Source organism: Streptomyces sp. NBC_00988, assembly GCF_045162645.1.
GTDB lineage: Bacteria > Actinomycetota > Actinomycetes > Streptomycetales > Streptomycetaceae > Streptomyces.
Genome location: NZ_CP108730.1, coordinates 1,767,178 through 1,790,936, shown reverse-complemented (window position 1 = coordinate 1,790,936; position 23,759 = coordinate 1,767,178). Strand labels below are relative to the sequence as shown.

Genomic DNA, 23,759 nt, shown 5'->3' with positions numbered 1-23,759 from the left:
ACTACTTCAGCTAAATAAGCGAGATGCCTGAGCGGAGTCGAGCATGCGCCGAACGATCTTCACCGAGGAGCACGAGCTGTTCCGGGAGACCGCCCGCTCCTACTACCTGCGGGAATGCGCTCCGTACGCCGAGCAGTGGGAGCGGGACGGACAGGTGAGCCGGGCCGCGTGGACGGCCGCGGGCAAGGCCGGGCTCATCGGCTGGCAGTTCCCTGAGGAGTACGGCGGCCAGGGGATCTGGGACTTCCGCTACAACGCCATCATGGCCGAGGAGATGGCGGCCACCAGCTCGGTCGGCATCGGGCTCGGGCTGCAGAACGACGTCATCCCGCCCTACCTGACGCACCTCACCACCCCTGAGCAGAAGGCCCGTTGGCTGCCCGGAGTGACGAGCGGCGAGACGATCTGCGCGCTCGCGCTGTCCGAGCCGGCCGCCGGATCCGACCTCAAGGCCATCCGTACCACCGCCCGCCGGGACGGCGACGAGTGGGTGATCGACGGGTCCAAGACCTTCATCACCAACGGCATCCTGGCCGACCTGGTCATCGTCGCCTGCAAGACCGACCCGGACGCCGGGCACAAGGGCATCAGCCTGATCGTCGTCGAGCGGGACACCGAGGGCTTCGAGCGCGGGCGCAAGCTCGACAAGGTCGGGATGAAGGCGCAGGACACCGCCGAACTCTTCTTCCACGAGGTCCGCGTCCCGGCCGAGAACCTCATCGGGCAGGAGAACCGCGGTTTCTACCACATGATGGGCAATCTCCCGACCGAGCGCCTCGCCATCGCCGTCTCCTCGCTGGCGGCCGCCGAGCGGGCCTTCGAACTGGCGCTGGACTACGCGAAGACCCGCACGGCGTTCGGGCAGCCGATCGGGGAGTTCCAGGCGAACCGCTTCGCCCTCGCGGACATCAAGGCCAAGCTGGGTGCCGCCCGTGTCTACCTCGACGGCTGCATCATGGCCCTGTTCCAGGGCGAGTTGACGGCCGAGGAGGCCGCGGCGGCCAAGTACTGGACCTCGGAGACCGGCTGGCAGGTCATCGACCGCTGCATGCAGCTGTTCGGCGGCTACGGCTACGTCAACGAGTACGAGATCGCCCGGATCTGGCGCGACAGCCGGGTGCAGCGGGTGTTCGGCGGCACCTCGGAGATCATGCAGGAGATCATCGGGCGCTCGCTGGGGCTCTGACATCGGGTGTACTCATTGACTACCTTGGATAAATAGGTTAGCTATTTAAGCTGGATGAAGGGTGCCGGTGTCGGCCGCGACCGACCGCCGCCTTCCGAACTTCCGAAGCCCTGGGAGCCAAGAGCATGCATTCCGCCCGCCGCCTGACGTTCGGCGACATCATCCGTGAGCACCGCAGGTCCTTTCCCGACGGCATCGCCCTCGTCGACGGCGAAGTCCGGCTGACCTGGCCGCAGTTGGACGAGCGCACCAACCGCCTCGCCCAGGCCCTCACGATCGCCGGGGTCGGACCCGGTGACCGCGTCCTCTGGCTGGGGCAGAACTCCTTCCGCATCTGGGAGCTGCTCGGCGCCGCCGCGAAGATCGGCGCCATGGTCTGTCCCGGCTACTGGCGCTGGGCCGCCCCCGAAATGGCGTTCGCCGTCGAGGACTTCGACCCCAAGGTCGTGGTCTGGCAGGACGAGGAGATCGGTGACACGGTCGCCAAGGCGCGCGCGGAACTGGGCAGCGACCACCGGGCGTTGTGGCTGCGCCACGACACCGAGAGCCTGGGCTCCTACGAGTCCTTCCTGGCTTCCGGCACGGACGACGACCCGGCCGTCGACGTCGACCCGGACTCCGCGCTCCTGGTCATCTACACCGCAGCGATCTCCGGACGCCAGTCCGGCTCGATGCTCTCGCACCGCAACCTCCTCGCCATGGGCGCGAGTTCCGCCTGGATGGGGGACATCGGCACCGAGACCGCCTTCCTCGGCGCCGGACCGATGTTCCACATCGGCAACTACCAGTTCTGGGGCGTCCCGGCCTTCGTGCACGGCGGCAAGAACGTCGTCGTCCGCCGGGTCGTCGCCGAGGAACTGCTCCCGCTGCTGGCGGCGGAGCGGTGCACGCACGCGTACCTGATGCCACCGACGATCGCCCAACTCGTCGCCCTCAACAGGGAAGCGGGCCACGACCTCTCGCACCTGCGGGCCAGCGTCGCCGCCCCCCTGTGGCAGGGCACGGTCCCCACCGACACCAGCCGCTTCACCCGCAACGGCGGCGGCGAGGGCCGCGGCTACGGCCAGACCGAGGTGACCGGCTTCGCCGTGACCGGAGCCTACGGTGGCTCGGGCACCGGCAACGCGGGTCGCCCCGGCCCCTTCACCGCCGTACGCATCCTGGACGGCACCGGCAAGGAGTGCGAGGTCGGCCGGGCCGGCGAGATCTGCGTCCGCGGCGACCTGGTACACCTCGGCTACTGGAACCGGCCCGAGATCAACGAGGAGCGTTTCCGCTTCGGCTGGTGGCACACCACCGACCTCGGCCGGCGTGAGTCCGACGGCACGATCAGCTTCCTCGGCACCACGACCCGCATGCTCAAGTCGGCGGCCGAGAACATCTTCCCGGCCGAGGTGGAGAACTGCGTCGAGTCCCACCCGGCGGTGAAGGAGGCCGCCGTGATCGGCGTCCCGAACGAGCGCTGGGCGCAGGACGTCAAAGCGGTCGTCGTCCTCCACCCCGACGCCGAGCCGGTCACGGCCGCGGACGTCATCGAGCACTGCCGGGCCCGGATCGCCTCGTACAAGAAGCCGAAGACGGTGGAGTTCGTCGAGGCGCTGCCGCGCACCAAGGACTTCGGCAAGGACTACGAGGCGCTCGACGAGCGCTTCGGCGGGGGCGGCTACCCCGGCGGCGACCAGCTCGGCGCGGGACGGTGACGGCATGAGCGACCGCCAACCCGTCGTCGTCGGCGTACACGCCACCGAGCAGGCCCTGTCCCTCCCGCACCGCGACGCGATGGGCCTCGCGCTCGAAGCGGTGCGCGGCGCGATCGAGGACGCCGGGCTGACCCCGGCGGACGTCGACGGCGCCCAGGTCGACTGGCCCGGCCCGGGCGGTGTGCCCGGCGAGGGCAGCTCCTGGGCGCGGATGCTCGGCCGGGACCTGCGCTGGACCAGCGACTCGATGCTCGACAACGCCGGCTCGCGGGGCCTGCTCAAGGCGGCCTCAGCCGTACGGGCCGGGCTCGCCGACACCGTCGTGGTCGGCGGCTGCAAGCTGGTCTCGCGGGGTGCGGGCCCCGTTGGCGCCGGGGTCCCGCTGGAGTTCGCCGACGTCTGGGGCAGCTACGTCGTCGCCCAGTTCGCGCTGGTGGCGGCCCGGCACATGCACCAGTACGGGACGACCTCCCACCAGCTCGCGGAGGTCGCCGCCACGATCCGAAACAACGGCACCACCAACCCGGAGGCGATGATGTACGGCCGTGGTCCGTACACCGCCGACGACGTGCTCGCCTCCCGCATGGTGGCCACACCGTTCCACCTGCTGGACTGCTGCATCGTCGGCGAGGGCGGCGCCGCCCTCGTGGTGACCACCGCCGAACGGGCCCGAGACCTGCCCCACCCGCCCGTCGCCGTGCTCGGCGGCGGCATGGAGTACCACCAGGCCGCGTACGCCAACCCCGCGCTGTACCGGGAGGTCGGCCAACTCGGCCGGGACGCGACCACCCGCGCCTACGCCATGGCGGGCATCGGCCCCCAGGACGTGGACGTCTTCTCCCTGTACGACCCCAACTCCTTCGAGATCATCCGGCAGTTGGAGATCCTCGGCCTGTGCGGCGAGGGCGAGGGCGGACCCTTGGCCGCCAGCGGTGCCATCGCCGTCGGCGGCAAGCACCCCGTCAATCCCGACGGCGGCTGCCTGGCGTACGCGTGGAACGGAACCCAGCAGATGACCCTCAAAGTCGTCGAGGCCGTACGGCAGTTGCGCGGCACGGCCGTCCACCAGGTCGAGGGCGCGGAGCTGGCGGTCGTCGGCAACGCCGGCTCCGGCGCGCAGCACTACGAGATGAGCGTGCTGGGGAGGACAGGATGAGCCGCCCCGTGCCCGTGCCCACTCCGCTGTCCCAGCCGTTCTGGGACGCGGCTCGGCGCGGTGACCTGGTCGTCCCGCACTGCCCGGCCTGCGGGCTGCGCTTCCTCGTGCCCGAACCCGCCTGCCCCGGCTGCATGTCGGCGGACTGGCGGTACGTGCCCAGCGCCGGCCGGGGCACCGTCTACTCGGTGACCGTGGTCCACCGCGCACCCGGCCCCGGCTTCGGGACGCCGTTCGCACTGGCCGTGATCGACCTGGACGAGGGCGGCACCCTGCTCTCCCACGTCGACGCGGGCGACCCGGACGACGTCGTCATCGGCATGCGGGTGCGGGTGGACTTCCGGCCCCTCACCGACGAGATCACCCTGCCGTACTTCGTGCCGGTCCCAGGCGACTGAAGGAGATGGATGCCGTGGCGAACACGCCGGTGAGGGTCCCCAAGATGGCCGAGCTGGTGGCGGCACAGCTGCGCCGCAAGATCGTGCGCGGAGAACTGGCCGAGGGGGATGCGCTGCCCGCAGAGACGGCCCTGATGGCGGAGTTCGCCGTCTCCCGGCCGACACTGCGCGAGGCGTTCCGGGTCCTGGAGTCGGAGTCGCTGATCAGCGTGCGCCGGGGCGCCCGTGGCGGAGCCCGGGTACAGGTCCCGGAGGGCACCGTCGCGGCCAGGTATGCGGGAGTCGTCCTTGAGTACCGCGGTACGACCCTCAAGGACGTCTACGACGCCCGTACGGTCATCGAGGCGCCGTGCGCCGGACTGCTGGCCCAGCGCCGCACGGACCGGGACCTGGACCGGCTGCGGGCCTCCGTCGCCGAGGCCGAGGGGCTCATGGACGACCCCTCGGCCTTCATCCGCGCCCACATGGAGTTCCACGCCCTCGTCGTCGAACTCGCCGGCAACGAGACGCTGAGCGTTCTCAACGGCATGGTCCGGCACATCATCGACCAGGCGAACTGGTCCCACGTCGACCTCGACGCCGGCAGCCCCGAGAACATCCGGGCCAACCGCCGGGGCTTCCGCGCCCACGGCGCCCTCGTCGAACTGGTCGCCGGGCGCCGGACCGAGGCCGCCGAGGAACTGTGGCGCCTCCATCTCCAGGAGGCCGAGGACTACCTGCTGCAGAGCAGGTCCATGATGACGGTCCTGGACCTGCTCGGCTGACGTACCGTCAACTGCCGTGCAGCTCCTGCACGATCGGCTCCCACACCTCGGCGTCGATCTCGTACGCGGTGTAGAAGGACACCCGGTCGACCAGACTCCCGTACCGGCGCCTGATCTCGCCCGCCACCCGCTCCGGCTCCGCGACGACCGCGAAGGTGTGCAGGACCTCGTCGTCGACGAGGCCACCCATCGCCTCCCACTTGTCCTCCCGGGACGACTTCGACAACGCGTTCAGCTCGTCGCCGAGTGCGCCCCAGCCGTGCAGTTCCAGGACGCCGCGATACGCGGGTGTGCTGCCGTAGAAGGCGATCTGGCGGCGGGTGCCGTCGATCGCGCGGGCCAGCTCCTCCTCTGTGCGGCCGGTCGCGGTGAGCAGCAGATGGGAGACGGAGAAGTCGTCGCGCGTGCGACCGGACCGGTCGAGGCCCAACTCGACGGTGGGGAGGGTGACTTCCCGCAGGTACCGCTCCGTGGTGAAGCCGTGTGCCAGGAGTCCGTCGGCGACCTCGCCGGCCACCCGGGTCATCGCCTCGCCGACCGCGGCCACGAAGACCTTCGGGGCACCGCCGGGAGCGGGCGGGGGAGAGAAGAAGGGGGACATCAGGGTGTGCGTGTAGAAGTCGCCGCGGAAGTCGAGCTTCTCGCCGTCGTTCCAGGCGGACCAGATGGCGCGCAGTGCGCTCACGTACTCCCGCATACGGGCGGCCGGGCGGCTCCACGGCATTGAAAAGCGCCGTTCGACGTGCGGTTTGATCTGGCTGCCGAGACCGAGCGAGAAGCGTCCGCCGGAGTAGGCCTGCAAGTCGTGCGCGGTGTAGGCGAGTTGCATGGGGGAGCGGGCGAACGCCACCGCGATCGCCGTGCCCACCTCCAGCCGGTCGGTGTGCTCGGCCGCGAGCAGCAGCGGCAGGAACGGGTCGTGTTTCGACTCCGAGGCCCACAGGCCGTCGTAGCCCGCCTTCTCGTGGTGGAGGGCCTCCGCCACGACCTCCGCGGTACCCCACACACTGAGCTTGCCGTCGACCTTCATGCCGCTCCCTTTGCCGTGACCGTGTCCAGCCCGATGCGCCGCGCGAGGAGTTCGCGGTGGTACGCCGGGTCCCCGAACAGGAGTTGTGACGTCTTGGCCCGTTTCAGATACAGGTGGGCCGGGTGCTCCCAGGTGAAGCCGATGCCGCCGTGGACCTGGATGTTCTCCGCCGTCGCCTGTAGACACGCGTCGGAGCAGAACGCCTTGGCCAGACTCGCCACCGCGGGCAGGTCCGGGTCCTCGTTCGCTGCCGCGAGCAGCGCGAAGTGCGCGGCGGCACGCGCCGATTCCACCTCAAGGAGGACATCGGCAAGGAGGTGCTTGACTGCCTGGAAGGAGCCGATGGGCCGCCCGAACTGGTGCCGCACCTTGGCGTACTCCACTGCCATGTCCAGCGCGCGGGAGGCCACTCCGACCTGCTCGGCGGCGAGCGCAACCGCGGCCCGGTCGAGCACCTGCGAGACGAGATCCCAGCCGTCGCCGTGCGTACGCAGCCGGGTCGTCGGCACGTCGTCGTAGTCGAGGCGGGCCTGCCGGCGGGTCGGGTCCATCGTGGGCAGGGGAGCGCGGGTCAGTCCGGCCGCGTCGCCGTCCACCCAGAAGACACCGATGCCGTCGGCGGTCCGGGCGACCGTGAGGACGACATCGGCGGTGGCACCGTCCAGGACGAACATCTTGTGTCCGGTCAGCAGCCAACGCCCTTCCGATTCACGGGCGTTGAGCTGGACCCCGGTCGCGTCCCAGCGGGCGGAGTCCTCGGTCAGGGCCAGCGTCCCGACCAGTTCGCCCGAGGCGAGCCCCGGCAGCAGACGCTTACGGGCGTCCTCGTCGTCGCTGCGCAGCAGTGTGGTCGTCGCCAGCACGGTTGAGGAGAGGAAGGGCGCGCACAGCAGCGCCCGGCCCAACTCCTCCATGACCACGCCCACTTCGACCGGCCCGCACCCGGCACCGCCGTACTCCTCGGGGACGGCCAGCCCCTGCAGACCGAGTTCCGTCCCCATCCGGCGCCACAGCGCCCGGTCGAAGCCCTCCGGGGTCTCCATCAGCCGCCGCGTCTCGGTCTCGGGCGAGGTGTCCGCGAGGAACGCCCGTACCGTGCGCCGCAGTTCGTCCTGCTCGTCACTGAACGCGAAGTCCATGCCGCTCAGCCCTCCGCACCGGCTCGGCGTCGCCCGCGCGAGGCGATGATTTCCTCCACCGCGGCGATGTGGTCCGGGTCGTGCATGCTGTCCCGCTCCGCGAGCAGCGCCGGCTCCAGTACGGCGGCCATGGCTTGCTCCAGATGCAGGTTCACCGCCCGCTTGGTGCCGCGCAGCGCCTGCGCGGGCAGGGCGGCCAGCCGTCCGGCCAGGTCCATGGCCTCGTCCAGGAGCTTGTCCTTCGGTACGACGCGGTTGGCGACGCCGAGCCGGACCGCCTCCTCGGCGCTCACCCGCCCGCCCAGGAACAGGAGTTCCTTCGCGCGGGTCAGGCCGACGAGCAGGGGCAGGACGAGCGCGCCGCCGTCGCCCGCGACGAGACCGACCTGGACATGCGGGTCGGCCACATAGGCGTCGTCCGCGATCAGCACCAGGTCGCTCAGCAGGGCAAGGCTGCAACCGAGGCCCACGGCGGGCCCGTTGACCGCCGCGATCACCGGCAGCGGGCAGCGGACCAGGCCGGTGATGATCCGCCGGGCCTCGTCGACGTTCTGCTGCCGGAAGACGGGGTCGCGCTGGACCCGGGTCATGATGTCGAAGTTGCCGCCCGCGCTGAACGCCCTGCCCCGGCCGGTGAGCACGACGACCCGTGCCTCCGGGTCGTCGGCGACCGTGTCCCAGACCGACGCGAGGCCGGAGTGCAACTCCTCGCTCATCGCGTTGAGCTGGTCCGGCCGGTTCAGCTCGATCAGCCGGACCGGCCCGAGCGCCGTCACCACCAGATCCGTCATCTCCACCGCCATCATCAGGGACAGTTCAGTAGGTCAGTAGAGTTGAATGCTATAACTAATTGAGCTTTATGAGAACCGGGTCGTGGAGTGACGAGCCTGACGGAGGACGCGCATGTCGGAGCAGAGGTACGAGACCGTGCGGGCCGAGGTGGCGGACCGGATCCTCACCGTCACCCTCGACCGGCCCGAGAAGCTGAACGCCTTCAACCCGCAGATGATGACCGACCTCCTCGACGTCTTCGATACGGCCGATGCCGACGACGACGTACGGGTGATCGTGGTGACCGGCGCCGGACGCGGGTTCTGCGCGGGCGCGGACGTCAGCTCCGGCGGGGCGTCCTTCGACCACCGCAGGGCGGGCGCCCGGCACCGGGACACCGGCGGCCGGGTCGCGCTGCGGATCTTCTCCAGCACCAAGCCGGTCATCGCGGCGGTCAACGGCCCCGCGGCGGGCGTCGGCGCCAGCATGACCCTCCCCATGGACATCCGGCTGGCCTCGACCTCGGCGAAGTTCGGCTTCGTGTTCGCGCGCCGGGGCATCGTGCCGGAATCCGCGGCGAGCTGGTTCCTGCCGCGGGCCGTGGGGATGCAGCGGGCCATGGAATGGGTGGCGACCGGCCGCGTCTTCGGCCCCGACGAGGCCCTGGCGGCCGGGCTGGTGCGCTCCGTGCACCAGCCGGAGGAGCTGCTGCCGGCGGCGTACGAACTCGCCCGGGAGATCGCCGAGAACGCCTCGGCGGTCTCGGTCGCCCTCTCCCGCCAGATGATGTGGCGGATGCTGGGCGAGCCCCACCCGATGGCCGCGCACCGCCTCGACTCGCGGATCATGGGCCAGATCGGCGGCGGCCCGGACCCCGTGGAGGGCGTCGAGTCCTTCCTCGCCAAGCGACCGCCCGAGTTCCCGGGCAGGGTCAGCAAGGACATGCCGGCCGTCTACCCCTGGTGGCAGGAGGAGGAGTTCCGGCCCATGGGGGAGTAGGCGTCACCGGAGCAGGGGACAACGCCGTCACTTCCGGATTCCGGTGCGTGGACGGGTCGTTGGGCGTCTCGGCGGGGGCTCGGCCCTGTCCCGCGCCCACGGTCGAGGACAGCCTGCCCATCGGTTCGGCCGCCTCGGGGATGCCCCTCACGGCCATGCCGGACCGCCACGGTTCCGAGCATGTCCGCCGCGCCGGGGCCGCCCTCTTCCGCCGTATGTGCCAGGACTTTCGGGGCCACCCCGATCGCCGACCGGATCATGGCCGAAACCCTCCCCGGCCCCTCCGCCCGCGTCGGCCAGGAGATCTTCGGCGCGGGCCGGGACCACGGCCGCCGGGGTCACCATGCAGTCGGGACCTGCCCGGCAGGCCTTGCCGGGGACGACCTCGTAGACGTCCGACTGCGCGTGCACGGCATCGCCGGCCTGCGGATCGTCGACCGCTCGGCCCTGCGGGCCACGCTCTCCCGCAGCCTCGACGCGTCGATCACGGGCACGGCCCGGCGGCCCGCCGACCCCGCCCCGGACGCGGGCCGACCCCGCCCCGACACGTTGACGGACCGATGAGATGTGTCCGAAACATTGTCGTCGTATCCCTGAAGTGTTAGCGTCCGGACGGCGGGCATTCAGTTGAATGCGTTAGCTATTCCGCCCGGGACGGTGACCATGAGCGATGGTTTCCTGCAGGAGTCTTTCCACGGTGTCGACTGGGGAGTCGCCACCGCGGACGCCATCGCGGCCCCGCCGCCGCCCCCTCCGGAACGCGCGGGGCACTTCAGGCAGTGGACCGACGACATCCGGCAGCTCGTCGGCGTCACGCCCGACACGCACCGGATGGTCGCCGGGTGGCCACTGCTCCAGCCCGACGGCCCCGGCAGCTGGGACCGCGCGGCCCTGGACCGCTGCGACCGCGAACTCGACTCCCTGCTCGCCCTCGGCCTGCGCCCCTGCCTCACCCTGTTCGACCGGTCGCTGCCACCCTGGCTGGAGGACGGCGGGGGCTGGCTGGAGCGCGACACAACCGAGCACTTCGCCGCCTACGCCGCAGAGTTGGGCCGCCGCTACGGCGACCGCGTGACCCGCTGGATCACCTCCACCGACCTGGCGGGCCCCACCCTCGCCGACCACGTGGCCGGCATGTACACCCCGGGCCGCGGCATCGGCCGCGCCGGCCTGCCCGCGGTCCACCACATCCTGCTCGCCAACGGACTCGCGACCCGCGCGCTCCGGGCGGCGGGCGTCGGCGGCCGGATCGGGACCACGGTCACCCTCGTCGGCGGCTACGCGGCCACCGAGGACCCCTTCGACCGGCTCGCCCTGGACCGCCTGCTGAGCTGGACCAACCGGCTCTTCCTCGACCCCCTGCTGCTCGGCGAGCACATGGTGACCGAGGACGACGTCTCACCGATCGAGGACACCGGCTGTGTACGCTCCGGGGACCTGGACGTCATCGCCACCCCGCAGGACCTGCTCGGCCTGTCCTGGCACACCCCGTTCCGCGTCACCGCACCGGAGAACCTCGCCCGCGCGCTGCCGGCCGACAAGTGCCAGAGCAGGCTCAACGAGGTCAACCGCCTCCTCGTCGGCCTGGGCTTCGCGGTCGTCCCCTTCGACGACGTGGAGACGACGGCGTACGGCTGGCCCATCCTCCCCGAGGGCCTGGCCGACGCCGTCGCGGACCTCCACGACCTCTACGGCGACGTGCTGCCGCCGCTGTCCGTCGTCGACAACGGCATGGGCGACCTGGACCTCGTCGACGAGACCGGCCACAGCGACGACGCCCGCCGCCGCTCCCTGCTGCGCGCCCGGCTGTCCTGGCTGGCCCGGGTGATCGAGCGCGGTGTGGACGTCTGCGGCTACGAGTACTGGTCGGTGCTCGACAACCTGGAGGCGAAGTTCCGCTACACCCGCCTCTACGCGATGGCCGTCCCCGACCACGAGCCCCCGCCGCGCCCGCCGATGCCCTCGGACTGGCTGCGGGCGGGAGCCTTCGCGGGCCCCGAGGGTCCGGGTCCGGCGGCCGGGCTGACCCTGGTTCCGCCCGGCCCCGGGGATCACCGCGTCGGGGCCTCGTAGTCCCTGCCCCGGATCAGCCGCACCGGCGTGTAGACGAGCACGTCCTCGTCCCGCTGGTTGCGTACGGTGATGCGGCTCGTCACCACGCCCCGGCCGGGCTTGCTGGACGGGCGGCAGTCGGTGGTCTCCACGACGGCGTACAGCGTGTCGCCGACGTACACCGGTCCCCGCACGGTCAGTTCCATGTGCAGGAAGGCCAGACCCGTGCCGTGCAGCACGTTCGTCTGCAGGACGAGTCCCTCGGCGATGCAGTACGTCAGCGCGCCCGGCACCAGCCGCCCGCTGTAGCCGCCGTCGGCCGCGTGCGAGGCGTCCCAGAAGAGCGGCTCGTTGAAGCCGCCCCAGGTGACGAAGTTGACGAGATCGGTCTCGGTGACGGTGCGGCGGGCGGTACGGAAGACCTGCCCGACCGGCATGTCCTCGTAGGTCAACCCCCTTACCAGCGGGGGGATTTCGGTGGCGGTGGTGGGCTCTGCCGTCATCGTGGGCTCCTCGTGCGTCCGTGGGTCACAGGTCGATCGGGTGCTTGCCGCCGACGCCCTCGAAGTCCGGGGCGCGCTTCTCGCGGTGGGCGGCGAGTCCCTCGACGACCTCGTGCCCGCCGAACCCGAAGAACTCCAGCCCCAGCGAGGCCTCGAAGAGCGGCTGGGCCGTGCGGTACCAGTGGTTGAGGGACCGCTTGGTCCAGCTCAGCGCGCTGGCGGGCCCGGCGGCCAGCAGGGTCGCGACCCGCAGCCCCTCGGCGTGCACGTCCTCGTCGTCCACGCACTTCGACACCAGGCCGATCCGCTCGGCCTCCTCGCCGGTCAGTGCCTCGCAGGTCAGCAGGTAGTACTTGGCCTTGGCCATCCCGCACAGCAGCGGCCAGCAGATCGCCGCGTGGTCACCGGCCGCCACCCCGAGCCGGGTGTGCCCGTCGACGATCTTCGCCCTGCGTCCGGCGATCGAGATGTCCGCCAGCATGCCGACGACCAGGCCCGCGCCGACCGCCGGGCCGTGGATCGCCGAGACCACCGGCTTCGAGCAGTTGATCACCCCGTAGACCATGTCCCGGGCCTCCCGCATCGTCCGGGCGCGCACGGCGTAGTCCTCGGTCATGGCCTCGATGGAGTCGAAGGTCCCGCCGGCCGAGAACGCCTTGCCGGCCCCCTGGACCAGCACCGCGCGGGTCTCCTCGTCCCGGTCGATGACGGGCCAGACGTCGGCCAGCTCGCCGTGCATGCGCGGATCGACGGCGTTGAGGTTCGGCGCGTCGAGCACGATGCGCAGCACACCGGGCGCGGGCCGCTCGAAGGTCAGGCTCGTGAACGGGGCGTAGGGATCGGTCACGTCGCGCTCCTGGTGTATTCAGTGCGGATACTATAATTATCTAACTGTATCGAGAGGCGGGCGGCAAGCGCCCGGCACACGGGCGCACCGAGGACGGGAAGCTCGGCATGGATCTCACCTTCAGCGAGGAACAGGACGAACTGCGCACGGTCGTACGGTCGTTCCTCACCCGGCACGCCACCGAGGCCGACGTGCGCCGGCTGGCCGCCGACCCGCACGGACACGACCCGTGGATCTGGCGGCGGATGGCCACGGAGATCGGACTGCAAGGACTCGCCGTACCGGAGGAGTACGGCGGCTCCGGCTTCGGCTACGTCGACCTCGGCGTCGTCTTCGAGGAGACGGGCCGCGCCCTGCTGTGCGCCCCGTACTTCGCCACCGTAGCCCTGGCCGCCGAGGCGCTGCTGCGCTGCGACGACGAGGCCGCCCGCGCCGATCTCCTCCCGGGCATCGCCTCCGGCGAGACGGTGGCCACGCTCGCCCTCACCGAGGACGACGGGCGCTGGGACGAGCCGGGCATCCGGCTCACCGCCCGTGAGGAAGCGGGCAGTTGGCGGCTCACGGGCACGAAGACCTACGTTCCCGACGGACACCTCGCCGACCTGCTCCTGGTCGTCGCCCGCACCCCCGCGGGCATCAGCCTCTTCGCGGTCACGACCGCCGAGGCCCCGGGCCTCACCCGCACCCCCCTCCCCACCCTCGACCAGACCCGCAAGCAGGCCCGTGTCACCTTCACGGACACCCCCGCCCGTCTGCTGGGCACCGAGGGCGCGGCCTGGCCCGCGCTCGAACGCACCCTCGCCACGGCCTCCGTGCTGCTGGCCGCCGAACAGGTCGGGGCCGCGGCGGCGGCCCTGGACGCGTCGGTGGCGTACGCCAAGATCCGCGAGCAGTACGGCCGCCCCATCGGCTCGTTCCAGGGCATCAAGCACAAGTGCGCCGACATGCTCGTCGAGATCGAGTCCGCCCGCTCGGCCGCGTACGCCGGACTGTGGGCCCTGGACGCCGGTGACGAGACGGAGATCGCCGTCGCGGCGGCCCTCGCCCAGGCCTTCTGCTCCGAGGCGTTCACCAAGGTCGCCGGCGACACCATCCAGGTCCATGGCGGCATCGGCTTCACCTGGGAGCACCCCGCGCACCTCTACCTGAAGCGGGCCAAGAGCTCCGAGGTGCTGCTCGGCACACCGGCGTACCACCGGGAACTGCTCGCCGCCCGGCTCGGCATCTGACACCCAGGAGAGGCAGACATGGAAGTGGATTTCGGGCCCGCCGTACGCGACTTCCGCGACGAACTGCGGGACTGGTTCGCGGACCACCTCCTGGGGGAGTTCGCCGAGCACCGGGGCGTGGGCGGCCCCACCGACGGCGCGGCCTGGGACGTACGCCTCGCCTGGGACCGCGAGCTGTCGGCCGGGAACTGGCTGGGCGTGGGCTGGCCCAAGGAGTACGGCGGACGCGGACTCGGACTCCTGGAGGAGATCGTCTTCGAGTACGAGTACGCCCGCGTGAACGCCCCGTACCGCGCCACCGTCAACGCCCTCGACCTGCTCGGCCCGATGCTCCTCGCGATGGGCGACGAGGCCCAGAAGAAGCGCTTCCTGCCACCGATCCTCGCCGTCGAGGAACTGTGGGGGCAGGGCTTCAGCGAGCCCGGCGCGGGCTCCGACCTGGCGTCCGTCCGCACGCGCGCCGAGCGCGACGGCGGCCAGTGGGTGGTCAACGGCCAGAAGGTGTGGACCTCGTTCGGCGTCCACGCCGACTGGCTCTACGTCCTCACCCGCACCGACCCCGACTCCCGGCGCCACAAAGGCCTGACGCTACTGCTCCTCCCCACCGACCAGCCGGGTGTGGAGATCCGCCCCATCCGCAACCTCGCAGGCCAGGACGAGTTCGCCGAGGTGTTCCTCTCCGACGCGCGTACCGGCGCGGACATGGCCGTAGGGGAGGTCGGTCAGGGCTGGCGCACGGCGATGGCCACGCTCGGCATCGAACGCGGCACGACCCTGCTGCCCCAGCAACTCGGCTTCGAGCGGGAGGCCGAGGCACTGATCGACCTGGCCCGCGCACGCGGTGCCCTCGACGACCCCATGCTGCGCCGCCGGATCCTGGACGCCTGGATCTCCGTACGCATCATGCGCACCACCAACCTGCGGACCATCGCCGAACTGACCGCGGGCCGCACACCAGGCGCCCAGGCCACCACGGCGAAGCTCTACGCCTCGACCCGCCACCAGCAACTCGGCCACCTGGCCATGGAGTTGGCCGGGCCCGCCGGACAGATCGTCGGCGAGGACTACGAACTCGACACCCGGCAGCGCTCGTTCCTGCTCTCCCTCGCGGAGACGATCTACGGCGGTTCCAGCGAGATCCAGCGCAACATCATCGGGGAACTGGTCCTCGGTCTGCCTAGGGAGCCGCGGCCATGACCTCAATCGAGGACCGCCTCGACCGCATCGAGTCGCACCAGGCCATCCAGCAACTGCCCATCCGCTACGCCCTGGCCGTGGACTCCCGCGACCTCGACGCATGGGTGGGCTGCTTCCGCCCCGACGTGGACATGGGGCGCCACGGCCGGGGGCGACAGGTCCTGCGGCAGCACATCGAGCCACTGGTGCGCGGTTTCCACCGGTCGGTGCACCAAATCTGCGGCCACCGCGTCGAGTTCACCGGCCGCGACACCGCGACCGGCGCGGTCTACTGCCGCGCCGAGCACGAGGTCGGGGACCGGTGGATCGTGATGGCGATCTGCTACTTCGACGACTACGCGCGCGTGGACGGCGACTGGTACTTCTCCCGGCGCCGCGAACAGCACTGGTACGCGGCCGACGTGACCGACCGCCCCCAGGCGGTGGGCTTCAAGGGCTGGGAGGGCGCGGGAGAACCGGCACTCCCCGACGCCTTCCCCACATGGACGACCTTCTGGAAGGAGACGTGATGGCACGGTTGTCAGGCAGGACGGCGTTGGTCACCGGCGGAGGACAGGGCGTGGGCCGCGGCATCGCGCTCGCCCTGGCCGTGGAGGGCGCGGCCGTTGTGATCACGGGTCGGACCGAGGCCAAGCTGAAGGACACCGCCGGGGAGATCGCCGAGCGCGGCGGGCGGGCCTACACCGTGGTCGGGGACGTGGGGGAGCGGGACGACGTCGACCGGATGGTGGCCGAGACGGTACGGGAGTTCGGCGGCCTCGACGTACTCGTCAACAACGCCCAGTCCTCGGTGCAGCGACGGCTGGAGAAGACGTCGTACGACGATGTCGAACTCACCTACCGCAGCGGGCCGTTGGCCGTCTTCCACGCGATGCAGGCAGCCCTGCCCCACCTGAAGGAGAGCCGCGGAAGTGTCGTGAACCTCGGTTCCTCGGCCGCGGTGCAGGGCGAGGCGACCTTCGCGGCCTACGCCATGGCCAAGGAGGCGATCCGTGGGCTGAGCAGGGTCGCCGCGCGGGAGTGGGGGCGGTACGGGATCCGGGTGAACGTCGTCTGCCCGGCCGCGCTCAGCCCGGCGGCGGAGGACTATCTGGCCGCGCATCCGCAGAAGGCGGAGGAACTCGCCCGCGAGATCCCGCTGGGCCGGCTCGGCGCCCCGGAGGCGGACATCGGCCGGGCGGTGGCCGCGCTGGTGAGCGACGACATGGCGTATCTGACGGGCGCGACACTGATGTTGGAGGGCGGCCGGACCCTGATCGGGTAAGGCGTCACACGACACCCCGCGCGCGCAGTCCCGCGAGCTGATCCTCCGTCACTCCAGCGAGCCCGCACAGGACTTCGGCGGTGTGCTCGCCCAGCGCGGGCGGCGGGGCGTAGCCCTCGACCGGGGTCGCCGTGAGCCGTATCGGATTCGCGAGCAGCGGCAGTCGGCCCGACACCGGATCCTCGACCTCGACCAGCATCCCCCGGTGCCGGATCTGGGGGTCGGCGAAGACCTCGGGCATCTCGTTGAACGGGCCCGCCGGCACGTCGTGTTGGTCCAGCAGGGCCAGCCAGTCGTCCCGGGTCCGGGTCCGCATGATGCCTTCGAGCACCGGCAGGATCTCCTCCCGGTGGGTGATCCGGGCGGAGGTCGTGGCGAACCGGGGGTCCTGGAGCAGGTCGGTGCGGTCGGCCGCCGCGCAGAACGCGGCGAACTGCTTGTCGTTGCCCGCGACGAGGAAGAGCGGCTTGTCCGCGCAGTCGAAGGCCTGGGAGGGGATTCCGCCGTAGCCGCCGTTGCCGCGCCGGCGCGGAACCTCCCCGGAGACCAGGTAGTTCATCGCGAAGTGCGACAGCGAGGCCAGCCCGCAGTCCAGCAGGGAGAGGTCGACGAACTGGCCCTCCCCGGTGGCGTCCCGGTGCCGCAGCGCCGCCAGGACGGCCGTGGCGGCGTACAGGCCGGTGAGGATGTCGACCATGCTGACCCCGACCTTCATCGGCTCGTCGGGATGGCCGGAGACACTCATCATCCCGGACATGGCCTGGAAGATCCCGTCGTAGCCAGGCCGTTGGGCGTACGGGCCGGTCTGGCCGAAGCCGGTGACCGACAGGTAGACCAGGCGCGGGTTGAGCGCCAGCAGGCTCTCGTGGTCGAGGCCGTACTTCGCCAGCGTCCCCGCGCGGAAGTTCTCGACCAGGACGTCAGAGCGGGCGGCGAGGGAACGGATCAACTCCTGCCCCTCGGCGGTGGCGTGGTTGACGGTGACGGACTGCTTGTTGCGGTTGCAGGAGAGGTAGAAGGCCGCGGTGTCCGTGCCGGGGGCGAACGGCGGACCGTACGTCCGTGAGTCGTCGCCGGTTCCGGGCCGCTCGACCTTGATGACCTCCGCGCCGAGGTCGGCCAGCATCTGGGTGGCCAGCGGGGCCGCGAGGATGCGGGACAGGTCGAGGACGCGGATCCCGGCCAGGGCGGTCGACGGCATCGAGGTCTCCCTCTGTTCACAGGCATCGAATGAGTTATATAAATAATACATCTAGCGCCCTGGCTGCGCCCCGTGTGATTGCTTCAACTATCCAATTCATGTAACTATATGGATCGGCTGACCGGCCGAGACCGGAGGGCGTGCGGATGACCGTCGCGGCGAGACCCCTCACCGACCAGGAACAGCGCGAACGCCGCGAGTGGTTCCGGGCCCGCTGGGAGCGCGGCGTCGCGTTCAACCGCCTCTGTCGGCTGCGCATGGTCCGCTGGGACCCCGACGGCGTCGAGGTCGTCCTTCCTTACGCCGAGCAACTCACCGCCCACGAAGGCGTCTTCCACGGCGGAGTGCTCTCCGCGCTCATCGACACCGCGGGCGCGGGCGCCGTGATCGCCGGGCACGACTTCCAGAAGGGCAGCCGGCTCAGCACCGTCTCGATGTCGGTGCAGTACCTCGCACCCGCCCGCGGCCGGGAGGCCGTCGCCTACGCCCGCTGCGTCCGCCGGGGCCGCCGGCTGCACTTCGCCGACGTCGACGTGATGACCGACGGGATCGTCTGCGCCCGGGGGCAGGTGGTGGTGACGATCTCCGGCGAGCGGCCGGGCGTCGGCGAACCCGTCCAACCCATCGACGCCATCGAACCGCTGACCGAGGAGTGACGCGATGCCCGACGAACCCGACCGGGACCTGGTGCTGTACGAGGTCGACGAGGACGGTGTCGCCACCGTCACCCTCAACCGGCCCGAGCGCAAGAACGCGTGGAGCCTCCCCATGGAGCGCCGCTTCTTCGCCCTCCTGGACGAGGCCGCCGCCGACCCCGCCGTCCGCGTCGTGATCGTCACCGGCGCCGGCCGGGCGTTCTGCCCCGGCATGGACGTCCAGCGGCTGGAGCAGAACGCACAGCCGGGCCAGTCCCTCAACCTCCACGCCCGCGTGCCCATGTACAGCAGGCGGAACATGCCCAAGCCGCTCGTCGCGGCCGTCAACGGCGCCTGCGCGGGCATCGGACTCGTCCAGGCCCTGATCTGCGACGTGCGCTTCGCCGCCCGCGGGGCGCGTTTCACCACGGCCTTCACCCGCCGCGGCCTCGCCGGCGAGTACAACCTCCCCTACGTGCTGCCCCGCGTCGTCGGCCTGGAGAACGCCCTCGACCTCCTCCTGTCCGGCCGCGTCTTCGACGCCGACGAGGCGAAGCAACTCGGCCTCGTCAGCCGGGTCGTGGAGCCCGAAGACCTGCTCGACGCGGCCCGCGCCTATGCCCGCGACATCGCCCGCAACTGCTCACCGCGCGCCATGGCCGTCGTACGCCACCAGGTCTACGGCGACCTCGACCGGCCCTTCACCGAAGCGCTCGCCCGCTCCTACTCCGCCATGGAGTTCTTCGCGGGCTCACCGGACTTCCGCGAAGGGGTGGCCAGCTTCGTGGAGAAACGGGAGCCCAAGTTCGAGGGACTGCCCCCGGACTTCGACCCGGACGAGGCCACCCGCGACGCGTTCCTGCCGTACTGACAGACGCGTTCCTGCCGTACTGACCGAGGAGAAGGAAGATGACAGGGCAGCCTTTCCCCGTCGAGGCCGGGCACATCCTGATGTTCGCCCGGGCCATCGGCGACGAGAACCCGGCCTACGCCGCCGAGAGCGCGCTCGCGCCGCCCACCTTCACCATGGCGAGCGCCCACCACGACCCCGACTACCGGCTGCGGCCCAAGCCTGGCGAGGAGTGGTTCGGGTCAGGCGCCGGGCCCGGCGTGATGCCCGAGGGCGGTGGCGGGCTGCACGCCGAGCAGCACTTCGAGTACCACCGGCCGGTGCGCGCGGGGGAGACCCTGTACGCCACCACCGTCGCCGGACGCAGCTGGGAGAAGCAGGGCCGCACCGGCCGGCTGCTGTTCAGTGAGCGCATCACCGAGTACCGGGACGCCGACGGCGAACCGGTCGTCAGCGCCCGCACCGTGGCCGTCGTACCCGAGGGCCCCGCGACCAGGAAGGACGCCCGATGAGCCTGAGCGTCGACGACGTCAAGGTCGGTGAGACGCGCGAGAGCGTGCTGGTCGACGACCTGAAGCGCACCCGGATCGTCCAATACGCGGGCGCGTCGGGCGACTTCAACCCGCTGCACACCGACGAGAGGTTCGCCACCGAGGTCGCGGGCTACCCCGGCGTCTTCGCCCACGGGATGCTCACGATGGGCATGACGGGACGGGTCCTGACCGACTGGGTCGGCGTCGAGGCACTGCTGACCTTCGGGGTGCGCTTCAAGGCCCAGGTGTGGCCCGGCGACACCCTGACCGCCACGACGACCGTCGAGTCGGTGGAGGACACACCGGACGGCCCGGTCGCCCACTTCTCACTGCGCACCGTCACCCAGGACGGTGCCGAGGTGGTCACCGGCACCGCTTCGGCCCTACTGGAGCCCTGAACCGGTGGGCGGCGAACAGGAGTTGACCTGGACGGCGGCGTTGGTCGCCGCCTATGACCACTCCCGTCCCGCCGTCCGGTTCGGGGACCTCACCTGGACCGGACACGAACTCCTCGACCGGGCGGCAGGTGCCGCCGACTGGCTGGACACCCTCGGCCTCGCCCCCGGCGCCCCGGTACCCGCCCTCGCCGCCACTTCCGCCGACGCCCTCGCGCTCGTCATCGGCGGTGCCGGATCCGGTCACCCGCTCGCCCCGCTCGGGGTCCGGATGACGCCGTACGAGATCGCGGCCGTGGTCGAGGCGTCCGGAGCCCAACTCCTCGTCGCGCAACCCGAGTTCGCCGAACTCGGCGAGCAGGTCGCCCGGCTGTCCGGCCGCCGCGCCGTCGTCGTCCCCGAACTCCGCCCGAGCACAAGGCCGTTGACCGCCGAGCCGGACGACCTCGCCGCCGTCCTGCACACCTCAGGCACGACAGGCCTCCCCAAACCCGTCCGCATGACGCAACGCCGCCTGGCCGCCCGCGCCCGCGTCAACGGCCGCCTCTGCGCGCTCGATCCGGACAGCTTCTACGGGGGCAGCGCCCCCTTCCACCACATCGCCGGCCTCGGCAACATCGCCGTCGCCCTCGCCGCGGGCGCGCTGATCACCGGCCTGCCCCGCTTCACCGTCGAGGGCTGGGCCCAGCTGCGCGCACTCGGCGCCACCCACACCAGCATGGTCCCGGCGATGCTGGAGACCTTGCTGACGGCGGGCCAGGCGCACCACGAGACGCTGCGGGTCCTCCAGTACGGTGGCGCGCCCGTCCGCCCCGGCACCCTGCGGCGGACGTACGAGGCGATGCCCGGTGTCCGCATGCTCAACATGTTCGGGCAGACCGAGGGCTCGCCCATCAGCGTGCTCACCCCCGAGGACCACCGGGAGGCGGTCGCCGGCCGGACGGAACTGCTGCGGTCCGTGGGGCGACCCGCCCCCGGGGTCGAGCTGCGGGTGCGGGACACCGGACCGGACGGCGTCGGCGAGATCCACGCCCGCGCCGACCACTTCTTCCGGATCGACGCCGAAGGCTGGCTGCACAGCGGGGACTTGGGCCGCGTGGCCGAGGACGGCTACCTCTACCTGTATGGCCGCGGCACCGACATGATCATCCGGGGCGGTGAGAACGTCCACCCGCTGGAGGTCGAGACCGTCCTGGCCGCGCACCCCGGCGTCGCGGACGTGGCGGTCACGGGCGCGCCCGACGAACGGCTCGGCCAGACCGTCGTCGCCTTCGTCGTACCGGCCGACCCCGACGCCCCACCGGAACCGGCGTCGCTCAGGGCGCATGCCCGCGCCCGGCTGTCCGGGTTCAAGGTCCCCGTCCGCTGGTGGTTCGTGGACGACCTGCCGCGCAACGCCAACGGCAAGGTCGTACGGCGTCGGCTGCGCGAGCCCGGCCAAGGAGGAGCACATGACTGACCACTCCGTCGTCGACCCGGAGAGCGTGGGGGTGGACCCGCACCGGCTGGACGTCCTGCTGCGCCGGATCCGGCTGGAGGTCGAACACGGGCCGTTTCCGTCCGCACAGGTCGCCGTCGCCCGCGGTGGTCGCCTGGTGGCGTTCGAGACCTGGGGGGATGCCGGTCCGGACACCCGATACGTCCTGCAGTCCGTCGGGCGGTCGATCGTCGCCGGTGTCGTGTGGAAGCTGCTCGGTGAGGGACTCCTGCACCTGGACGAGCAAGTCGCCGCGATCATCCCGGAGTTCGCGCCGAACGGGAAGGAGACGGTGACCGTCGAGCAGGTGCTCACGCACACCGCCGGCTTCCCCTTCGCGCCCCTCGGCTACCCGAAGATGCTGGACCGCGAGCAACGGCTCGCCGCCTTCGGGCGCTGGCGGCTCGACACCCCGCCCGGCACCCGCTTCCAGTTCCATCTCACCGCCGCCGCCTGGCTGATCGCCGAGATCGTCGAACGGCGCACGGGGCTGCCCTTCGCCGACTACCTCCACGAGCGGATCGCCCGGCCGCTGGGCCTCACCTCGATCGAACTCGGCGTCCCCGTCGACCGACAGCCCGGCACCGTCGCCCCGATGACCGCCACCGACCGCACCGACGACACCCAGGAACCCGACCCCTGGGGACCCTGGTACCTCGCCGACCCCCGTGTCCTGGCGGCCGGCGAACCCAGTCACGCACTGGTCGCCACCGCCGCCGATGTCGCCCTGTACTTCCAGGCGTTGGAGTACTCGGGCCTGTGGAAGCCGGAGGCGGTGGCGGAGGGCACCCGGATCCGGCTGACCCAACTTCCGTACGGGGAGCAGATCTACGGGGGCGGCGGCAGCCGACGTACCAGCATGGGACTGTTCGTGACCGTGGCGGGCTCCGACGCAGGCAGCCAACTGCCCTCCACCGGCTCGCCGTCGCTCTTCGGCAGCGCGGGAGCCGCGTACCAACTCGGCTTCATGGACCCGGAGTCCGGCCTGTCCTTCGCCTGCCTGAGCAACGGCTACCCGCTCGCCGGCTACGACCACTCCCGGCGGGGCACGGCGCTGCTCACCAACCTGGCGAACCTCGCCGCAGACCTCGTCTGAGCCACCGTCGAACGGGAACGGGCCCGGTACCGAAATCGGTACCGGGCCCGCCCTGTTGGACCGTCACGCGCTCAACGGCTGATCAGCTGCTGCGCGTTGTTGTACATGATGTCGTCCTGGACCGACTCGTCGAGTTCCGCGAGGAGCTTGCGGTAGTCGGCCGGGTTGGCGATGCCCTCCGCGTGCGGGAAGTCCGAGCCCATCACGATCGACTCGTGGTAGCCGAGGCGCTTGACCAGGCTCGGGATGTCGTCCTCCGGGTAGGGCACCACACGGATGTGCTTGCGGAACACCTGGCTGGGGCGCTCCGCCAACTGGCCGCCGATCCAGGGGCCGTTGCGGCCCATGCCGCGGCTCTTGTCCATGTGCCGGACGAAGTGGGGCACCCACTCGGCGCCGAACTCGGAGACCAGGACGTTGATGTCGGGGAAGCGCTCGAAGAGGTTGTCGAAGATCAGCGCGGACAGCGTCTCCTCGATGGGGCGCTGGCCGTAGGTGTTCATCCACTGCCACGCGGACATCCGGAAGTGGATCGGGCTCGCGTCGTGACCCCAGGCAGGGGCGACGTTCGAGTTGTAGTAGAACTCGCTGATGTGGTAACAGACGCTGGCCTTGGCCTCGTTGACCAGTTTCCAGAACGGGTCGAAGTAGGGGTCGCCCGGCGAGCGGCCGTACTGCGGCCCGGTCGGCAGCATGATGAACCGGGCGCCCCGCTCCAGGACGTACTCCAACTCCTTGACCGCGCTGTCCAGGTCGCGCAGGGACAGCAGCGCGGGGGAGTAGATGCGGTCCTGGTGGTTGAAGCCCCACACCTCGTTCATATAGCGGTTGAACGAGTGGTAGTTGGCGTAGAGCGGCTCGACGCCCTGCACGTACTCCTCGGCGACCAGTGCCCAGCCGCCCGGGTAGATGATCGTCTGGTCCAGGCCCTGCTCGTCCATGACGCGGAGCCGGGCCTCGCGGTTCTGGTACGACTCGTGCATCGGCTCGAACTGGTACGTCTCGTCGGGGTTGCCCGAGGCCATCGCCTTGAGCATCTCCTTGAGTGAACCGGGCCGGTAGACCTGCCCGAACTCCGGCTCCAGGCAGACCACGATCCGGTCCCCGGCGAGGATGACCTCGCGGCCGTCCGGGAGTGTCACCGGGGCCACCGCCTGGCCGAGGAACTCCTTCGGGAGGTAGCGGGTGAAGGAGTCCCGTTCCTCGTACATGTGCTGGTCGCAGTCGAAGATGCGCTTGCGCTGTTCGGCCATGCCCGTCGCCTCCGGACCCCAGATCTATTCAGTACGCCTCCTATAATTATCTAACTGTTTCGGAGACGCAAGGGGTGAGGGTGA

Annotated in this window: 25 protein-coding genes; 18 read left to right on the top strand and 7 right to left on the bottom strand. The window is 71.0% G+C overall.

Going from position 1 to position 23,759, the window contains the following annotated elements; translation table 11 throughout:
- The first annotated feature begins 43 nt into the window (after positions 1–43).
- The 5 genes from OG496_RS08300 (at position 44) to OG496_RS08280 (ending at position 5,204) form a co-directional block, all read left to right on the top strand.
- Entirely contained in the window at positions 44–1,186 is a 1,143-nt protein-coding gene (locus OG496_RS08300) for an acyl-CoA dehydrogenase family protein (protein WP_405970234.1), read from the top strand.
- Positions 1,187–1,311: 125 nt separating this feature from the next.
- Positions 1,312–2,886, top strand: coding sequence for an AMP-binding protein (locus tag OG496_RS08295; protein WP_405970233.1), 1,575 nt, complete (start codon positions 1,312–1,314; stop codon positions 2,884–2,886).
- A gap of 4 nt (positions 2,887–2,890) precedes the next feature.
- Complete coding sequence (locus OG496_RS08290; protein ID WP_405970232.1) at positions 2,891–4,042, top strand: thiolase family protein; 1,152 nt, start codon at positions 2,891–2,893, stop codon at positions 4,040–4,042.
- On the top strand, positions 4,039–4,440 hold the full coding sequence (locus OG496_RS08285) for an OB-fold domain-containing protein (protein ID WP_366495218.1): 402 nt from the start codon (positions 4,039–4,041) through the stop codon (positions 4,438–4,440). Before OG496_RS08290 ends, OG496_RS08285 begins: the two co-directional genes overlap by 4 nt.
- 5 nt (positions 4,441–4,445) lie before the next feature.
- Positions 4,446–5,204 (top strand): FCD domain-containing protein, encoded by a 759-nt coding sequence (locus tag OG496_RS08280; protein ID WP_366495217.1) that lies wholly within the window; start codon positions 4,446–4,448, stop codon positions 5,202–5,204.
- Positions 5,205–5,211: 7 nt separating this feature from the next.
- Here OG496_RS08280 and OG496_RS08275 read toward each other — a convergent pair whose 3' ends face one another.
- The 3 genes from OG496_RS08275 to OG496_RS08265 are packed head-to-tail and all read right to left on the bottom strand — an operon-like array spanning position 5,212 to position 8,179.
- The gene (locus OG496_RS08275) at positions 5,212–6,234 is read right to left on the bottom strand and encodes an LLM class F420-dependent oxidoreductase (protein WP_405970231.1); all 1,023 of its coding nucleotides are present in this window, start codon (positions 6,232–6,234) and stop codon (positions 5,212–5,214) included.
- On the bottom strand, positions 6,231–7,373 hold the full coding sequence (locus OG496_RS08270) for an acyl-CoA dehydrogenase family protein (RefSeq protein WP_405970230.1): 1,143 nt from the start codon (positions 7,371–7,373) through the stop codon (positions 6,231–6,233). The genes OG496_RS08275 and OG496_RS08270 overlap by 4 nt, the downstream gene beginning before the upstream one ends.
- A 5-nt stretch (positions 7,374–7,378) precedes the next feature.
- Positions 7,379–8,179: an enoyl-CoA hydratase/isomerase family protein gene (locus OG496_RS08265; protein WP_405970229.1), complete on the bottom strand. Its 801-nt coding sequence runs from the start codon at positions 8,177–8,179 to the stop codon at positions 7,379–7,381.
- Between the two features lie 97 nt (positions 8,180–8,276).
- Here OG496_RS08265 and OG496_RS08260 point away from each other — a divergent pair, with 97 nt between their 5' ends.
- From OG496_RS08260 to OG496_RS08250, 3 genes are all read left to right on the top strand, one after another.
- Positions 8,277–9,143 carry a crotonase/enoyl-CoA hydratase family protein gene (locus tag OG496_RS08260; RefSeq protein WP_405970228.1) on the top strand — a complete coding sequence of 289 codons (867 nt, stop codon included), beginning with the start codon at positions 8,277–8,279 and terminating at the stop codon, positions 9,141–9,143.
- A gap of 180 nt (positions 9,144–9,323) precedes the next feature.
- Positions 9,324–9,707: a GMC oxidoreductase gene (locus OG496_RS08255; protein ID WP_405970227.1), complete on the top strand. Its 384-nt coding sequence runs from the start codon at positions 9,324–9,326 to the stop codon at positions 9,705–9,707.
- Between the two features lie 99 nt (positions 9,708–9,806).
- Positions 9,807–11,216, top strand: coding sequence for a family 1 glycosylhydrolase (locus tag OG496_RS08250; protein WP_405970226.1), 1,410 nt, complete (start codon positions 9,807–9,809; stop codon positions 11,214–11,216).
- Here OG496_RS08250 and OG496_RS08245 read toward each other — a convergent pair.
- Both OG496_RS08245 and OG496_RS08240 read right to left on the bottom strand, forming a co-directional pair.
- Positions 11,195–11,698 (bottom strand): MaoC family dehydratase N-terminal domain-containing protein, encoded by a 504-nt coding sequence (locus OG496_RS08245; protein ID WP_366495210.1) that lies wholly within the window; start codon positions 11,696–11,698, stop codon positions 11,195–11,197. The genes OG496_RS08250 and OG496_RS08245 overlap by 22 nt on opposite strands.
- A 25-nt stretch (positions 11,699–11,723) precedes the next feature.
- Complete coding sequence (locus OG496_RS08240; RefSeq protein WP_033278467.1) at positions 11,724–12,545, bottom strand: enoyl-CoA hydratase/isomerase family protein; 822 nt, start codon at positions 12,543–12,545, stop codon at positions 11,724–11,726.
- Between the two features lie 107 nt (positions 12,546–12,652).
- Between OG496_RS08240 and OG496_RS08235 the strand changes: the two genes are divergently transcribed.
- Genes OG496_RS08235 through OG496_RS08220 form a run of 4 tightly spaced genes read left to right on the top strand, consistent with a single transcriptional unit; the run spans position 12,653 to position 16,235 of the window.
- Positions 12,653–13,774: an acyl-CoA dehydrogenase family protein gene (locus OG496_RS08235; protein ID WP_405970225.1), complete on the top strand. Its 1,122-nt coding sequence runs from the start codon at positions 12,653–12,655 to the stop codon at positions 13,772–13,774.
- 18 nt (positions 13,775–13,792) lie between these two features.
- Positions 13,793–14,971: an acyl-CoA dehydrogenase family protein gene (locus tag OG496_RS08230; RefSeq protein WP_405970224.1), complete on the top strand. Its 1,179-nt coding sequence runs from the start codon at positions 13,793–13,795 to the stop codon at positions 14,969–14,971.
- Positions 14,968–15,480 (top strand): nuclear transport factor 2 family protein, encoded by a 513-nt coding sequence (locus tag OG496_RS08225; RefSeq protein ID WP_366495207.1) that lies wholly within the window; start codon positions 14,968–14,970, stop codon positions 15,478–15,480. Before OG496_RS08230 ends, OG496_RS08225 begins: the two co-directional genes overlap by 4 nt.
- Positions 15,480–16,235, top strand: a complete 756-nt coding sequence (locus tag OG496_RS08220; RefSeq protein WP_366495206.1) for an SDR family oxidoreductase — start codon at positions 15,480–15,482, stop codon at positions 16,233–16,235. The genes OG496_RS08225 and OG496_RS08220 overlap by 1 nt, the downstream gene beginning before the upstream one ends.
- Positions 16,236–16,239: 4 nt before the next feature.
- On the opposite strand, the gene OG496_RS08215 is transcribed toward OG496_RS08220, so the two are convergent.
- Positions 16,240–17,436, bottom strand: a complete 1,197-nt coding sequence (locus tag OG496_RS08215) for a CaiB/BaiF CoA transferase family protein (RefSeq protein ID WP_405970223.1) — start codon at positions 17,434–17,436, stop codon at positions 16,240–16,242.
- A gap of 146 nt (positions 17,437–17,582) precedes the next feature.
- Between OG496_RS08215 and OG496_RS08210 the strand changes: the two genes are divergently transcribed.
- The 6 genes from OG496_RS08210 to OG496_RS08185 are packed head-to-tail and all read left to right on the top strand — an operon-like array spanning position 17,583 to position 22,422.
- Positions 17,583–18,092 carry a PaaI family thioesterase gene (locus tag OG496_RS08210; protein WP_366495204.1) on the top strand — a complete coding sequence of 170 codons (510 nt, stop codon included), beginning with the start codon at positions 17,583–17,585 and terminating at the stop codon, positions 18,090–18,092.
- 4 nt (positions 18,093–18,096) lie between these two features.
- On the top strand, positions 18,097–18,942 hold the full coding sequence (locus OG496_RS08205) for an enoyl-CoA hydratase-related protein (protein ID WP_405970222.1): 846 nt from the start codon (positions 18,097–18,099) through the stop codon (positions 18,940–18,942).
- Positions 18,943–18,980: 38 nt separating this feature from the next.
- Positions 18,981–19,433 (top strand): MaoC family dehydratase N-terminal domain-containing protein, encoded by a 453-nt coding sequence (locus tag OG496_RS08200; protein WP_405970221.1) that lies wholly within the window; start codon positions 18,981–18,983, stop codon positions 19,431–19,433.
- On the top strand, positions 19,430–19,852 hold the full coding sequence (locus OG496_RS08195; protein WP_405970220.1) for a MaoC/PaaZ C-terminal domain-containing protein: 423 nt from the start codon (positions 19,430–19,432) through the stop codon (positions 19,850–19,852). The genes OG496_RS08200 and OG496_RS08195 overlap by 4 nt, the downstream gene beginning before the upstream one ends.
- A gap of 4 nt (positions 19,853–19,856) precedes the next feature.
- Positions 19,857–21,308, top strand: coding sequence for a class I adenylate-forming enzyme family protein (locus OG496_RS08190; RefSeq protein ID WP_405970219.1), 1,452 nt, complete (start codon positions 19,857–19,859; stop codon positions 21,306–21,308).
- Complete coding sequence (locus OG496_RS08185; protein ID WP_405970218.1) at positions 21,301–22,422, top strand: serine hydrolase domain-containing protein; 1,122 nt, start codon at positions 21,301–21,303, stop codon at positions 22,420–22,422. Before OG496_RS08190 ends, OG496_RS08185 begins: the two co-directional genes overlap by 8 nt.
- 71 nt (positions 22,423–22,493) lie before the next feature.
- Here the strand turns inward: OG496_RS08185 and OG496_RS08180 are convergent, their stop codons facing one another.
- Positions 22,494–23,675 (bottom strand): amidohydrolase family protein, encoded by a 1,182-nt coding sequence (locus OG496_RS08180; RefSeq protein WP_366495198.1) that lies wholly within the window; start codon positions 23,673–23,675, stop codon positions 22,494–22,496.
- Positions 23,676–23,759 lie beyond the last annotated feature (84 nt).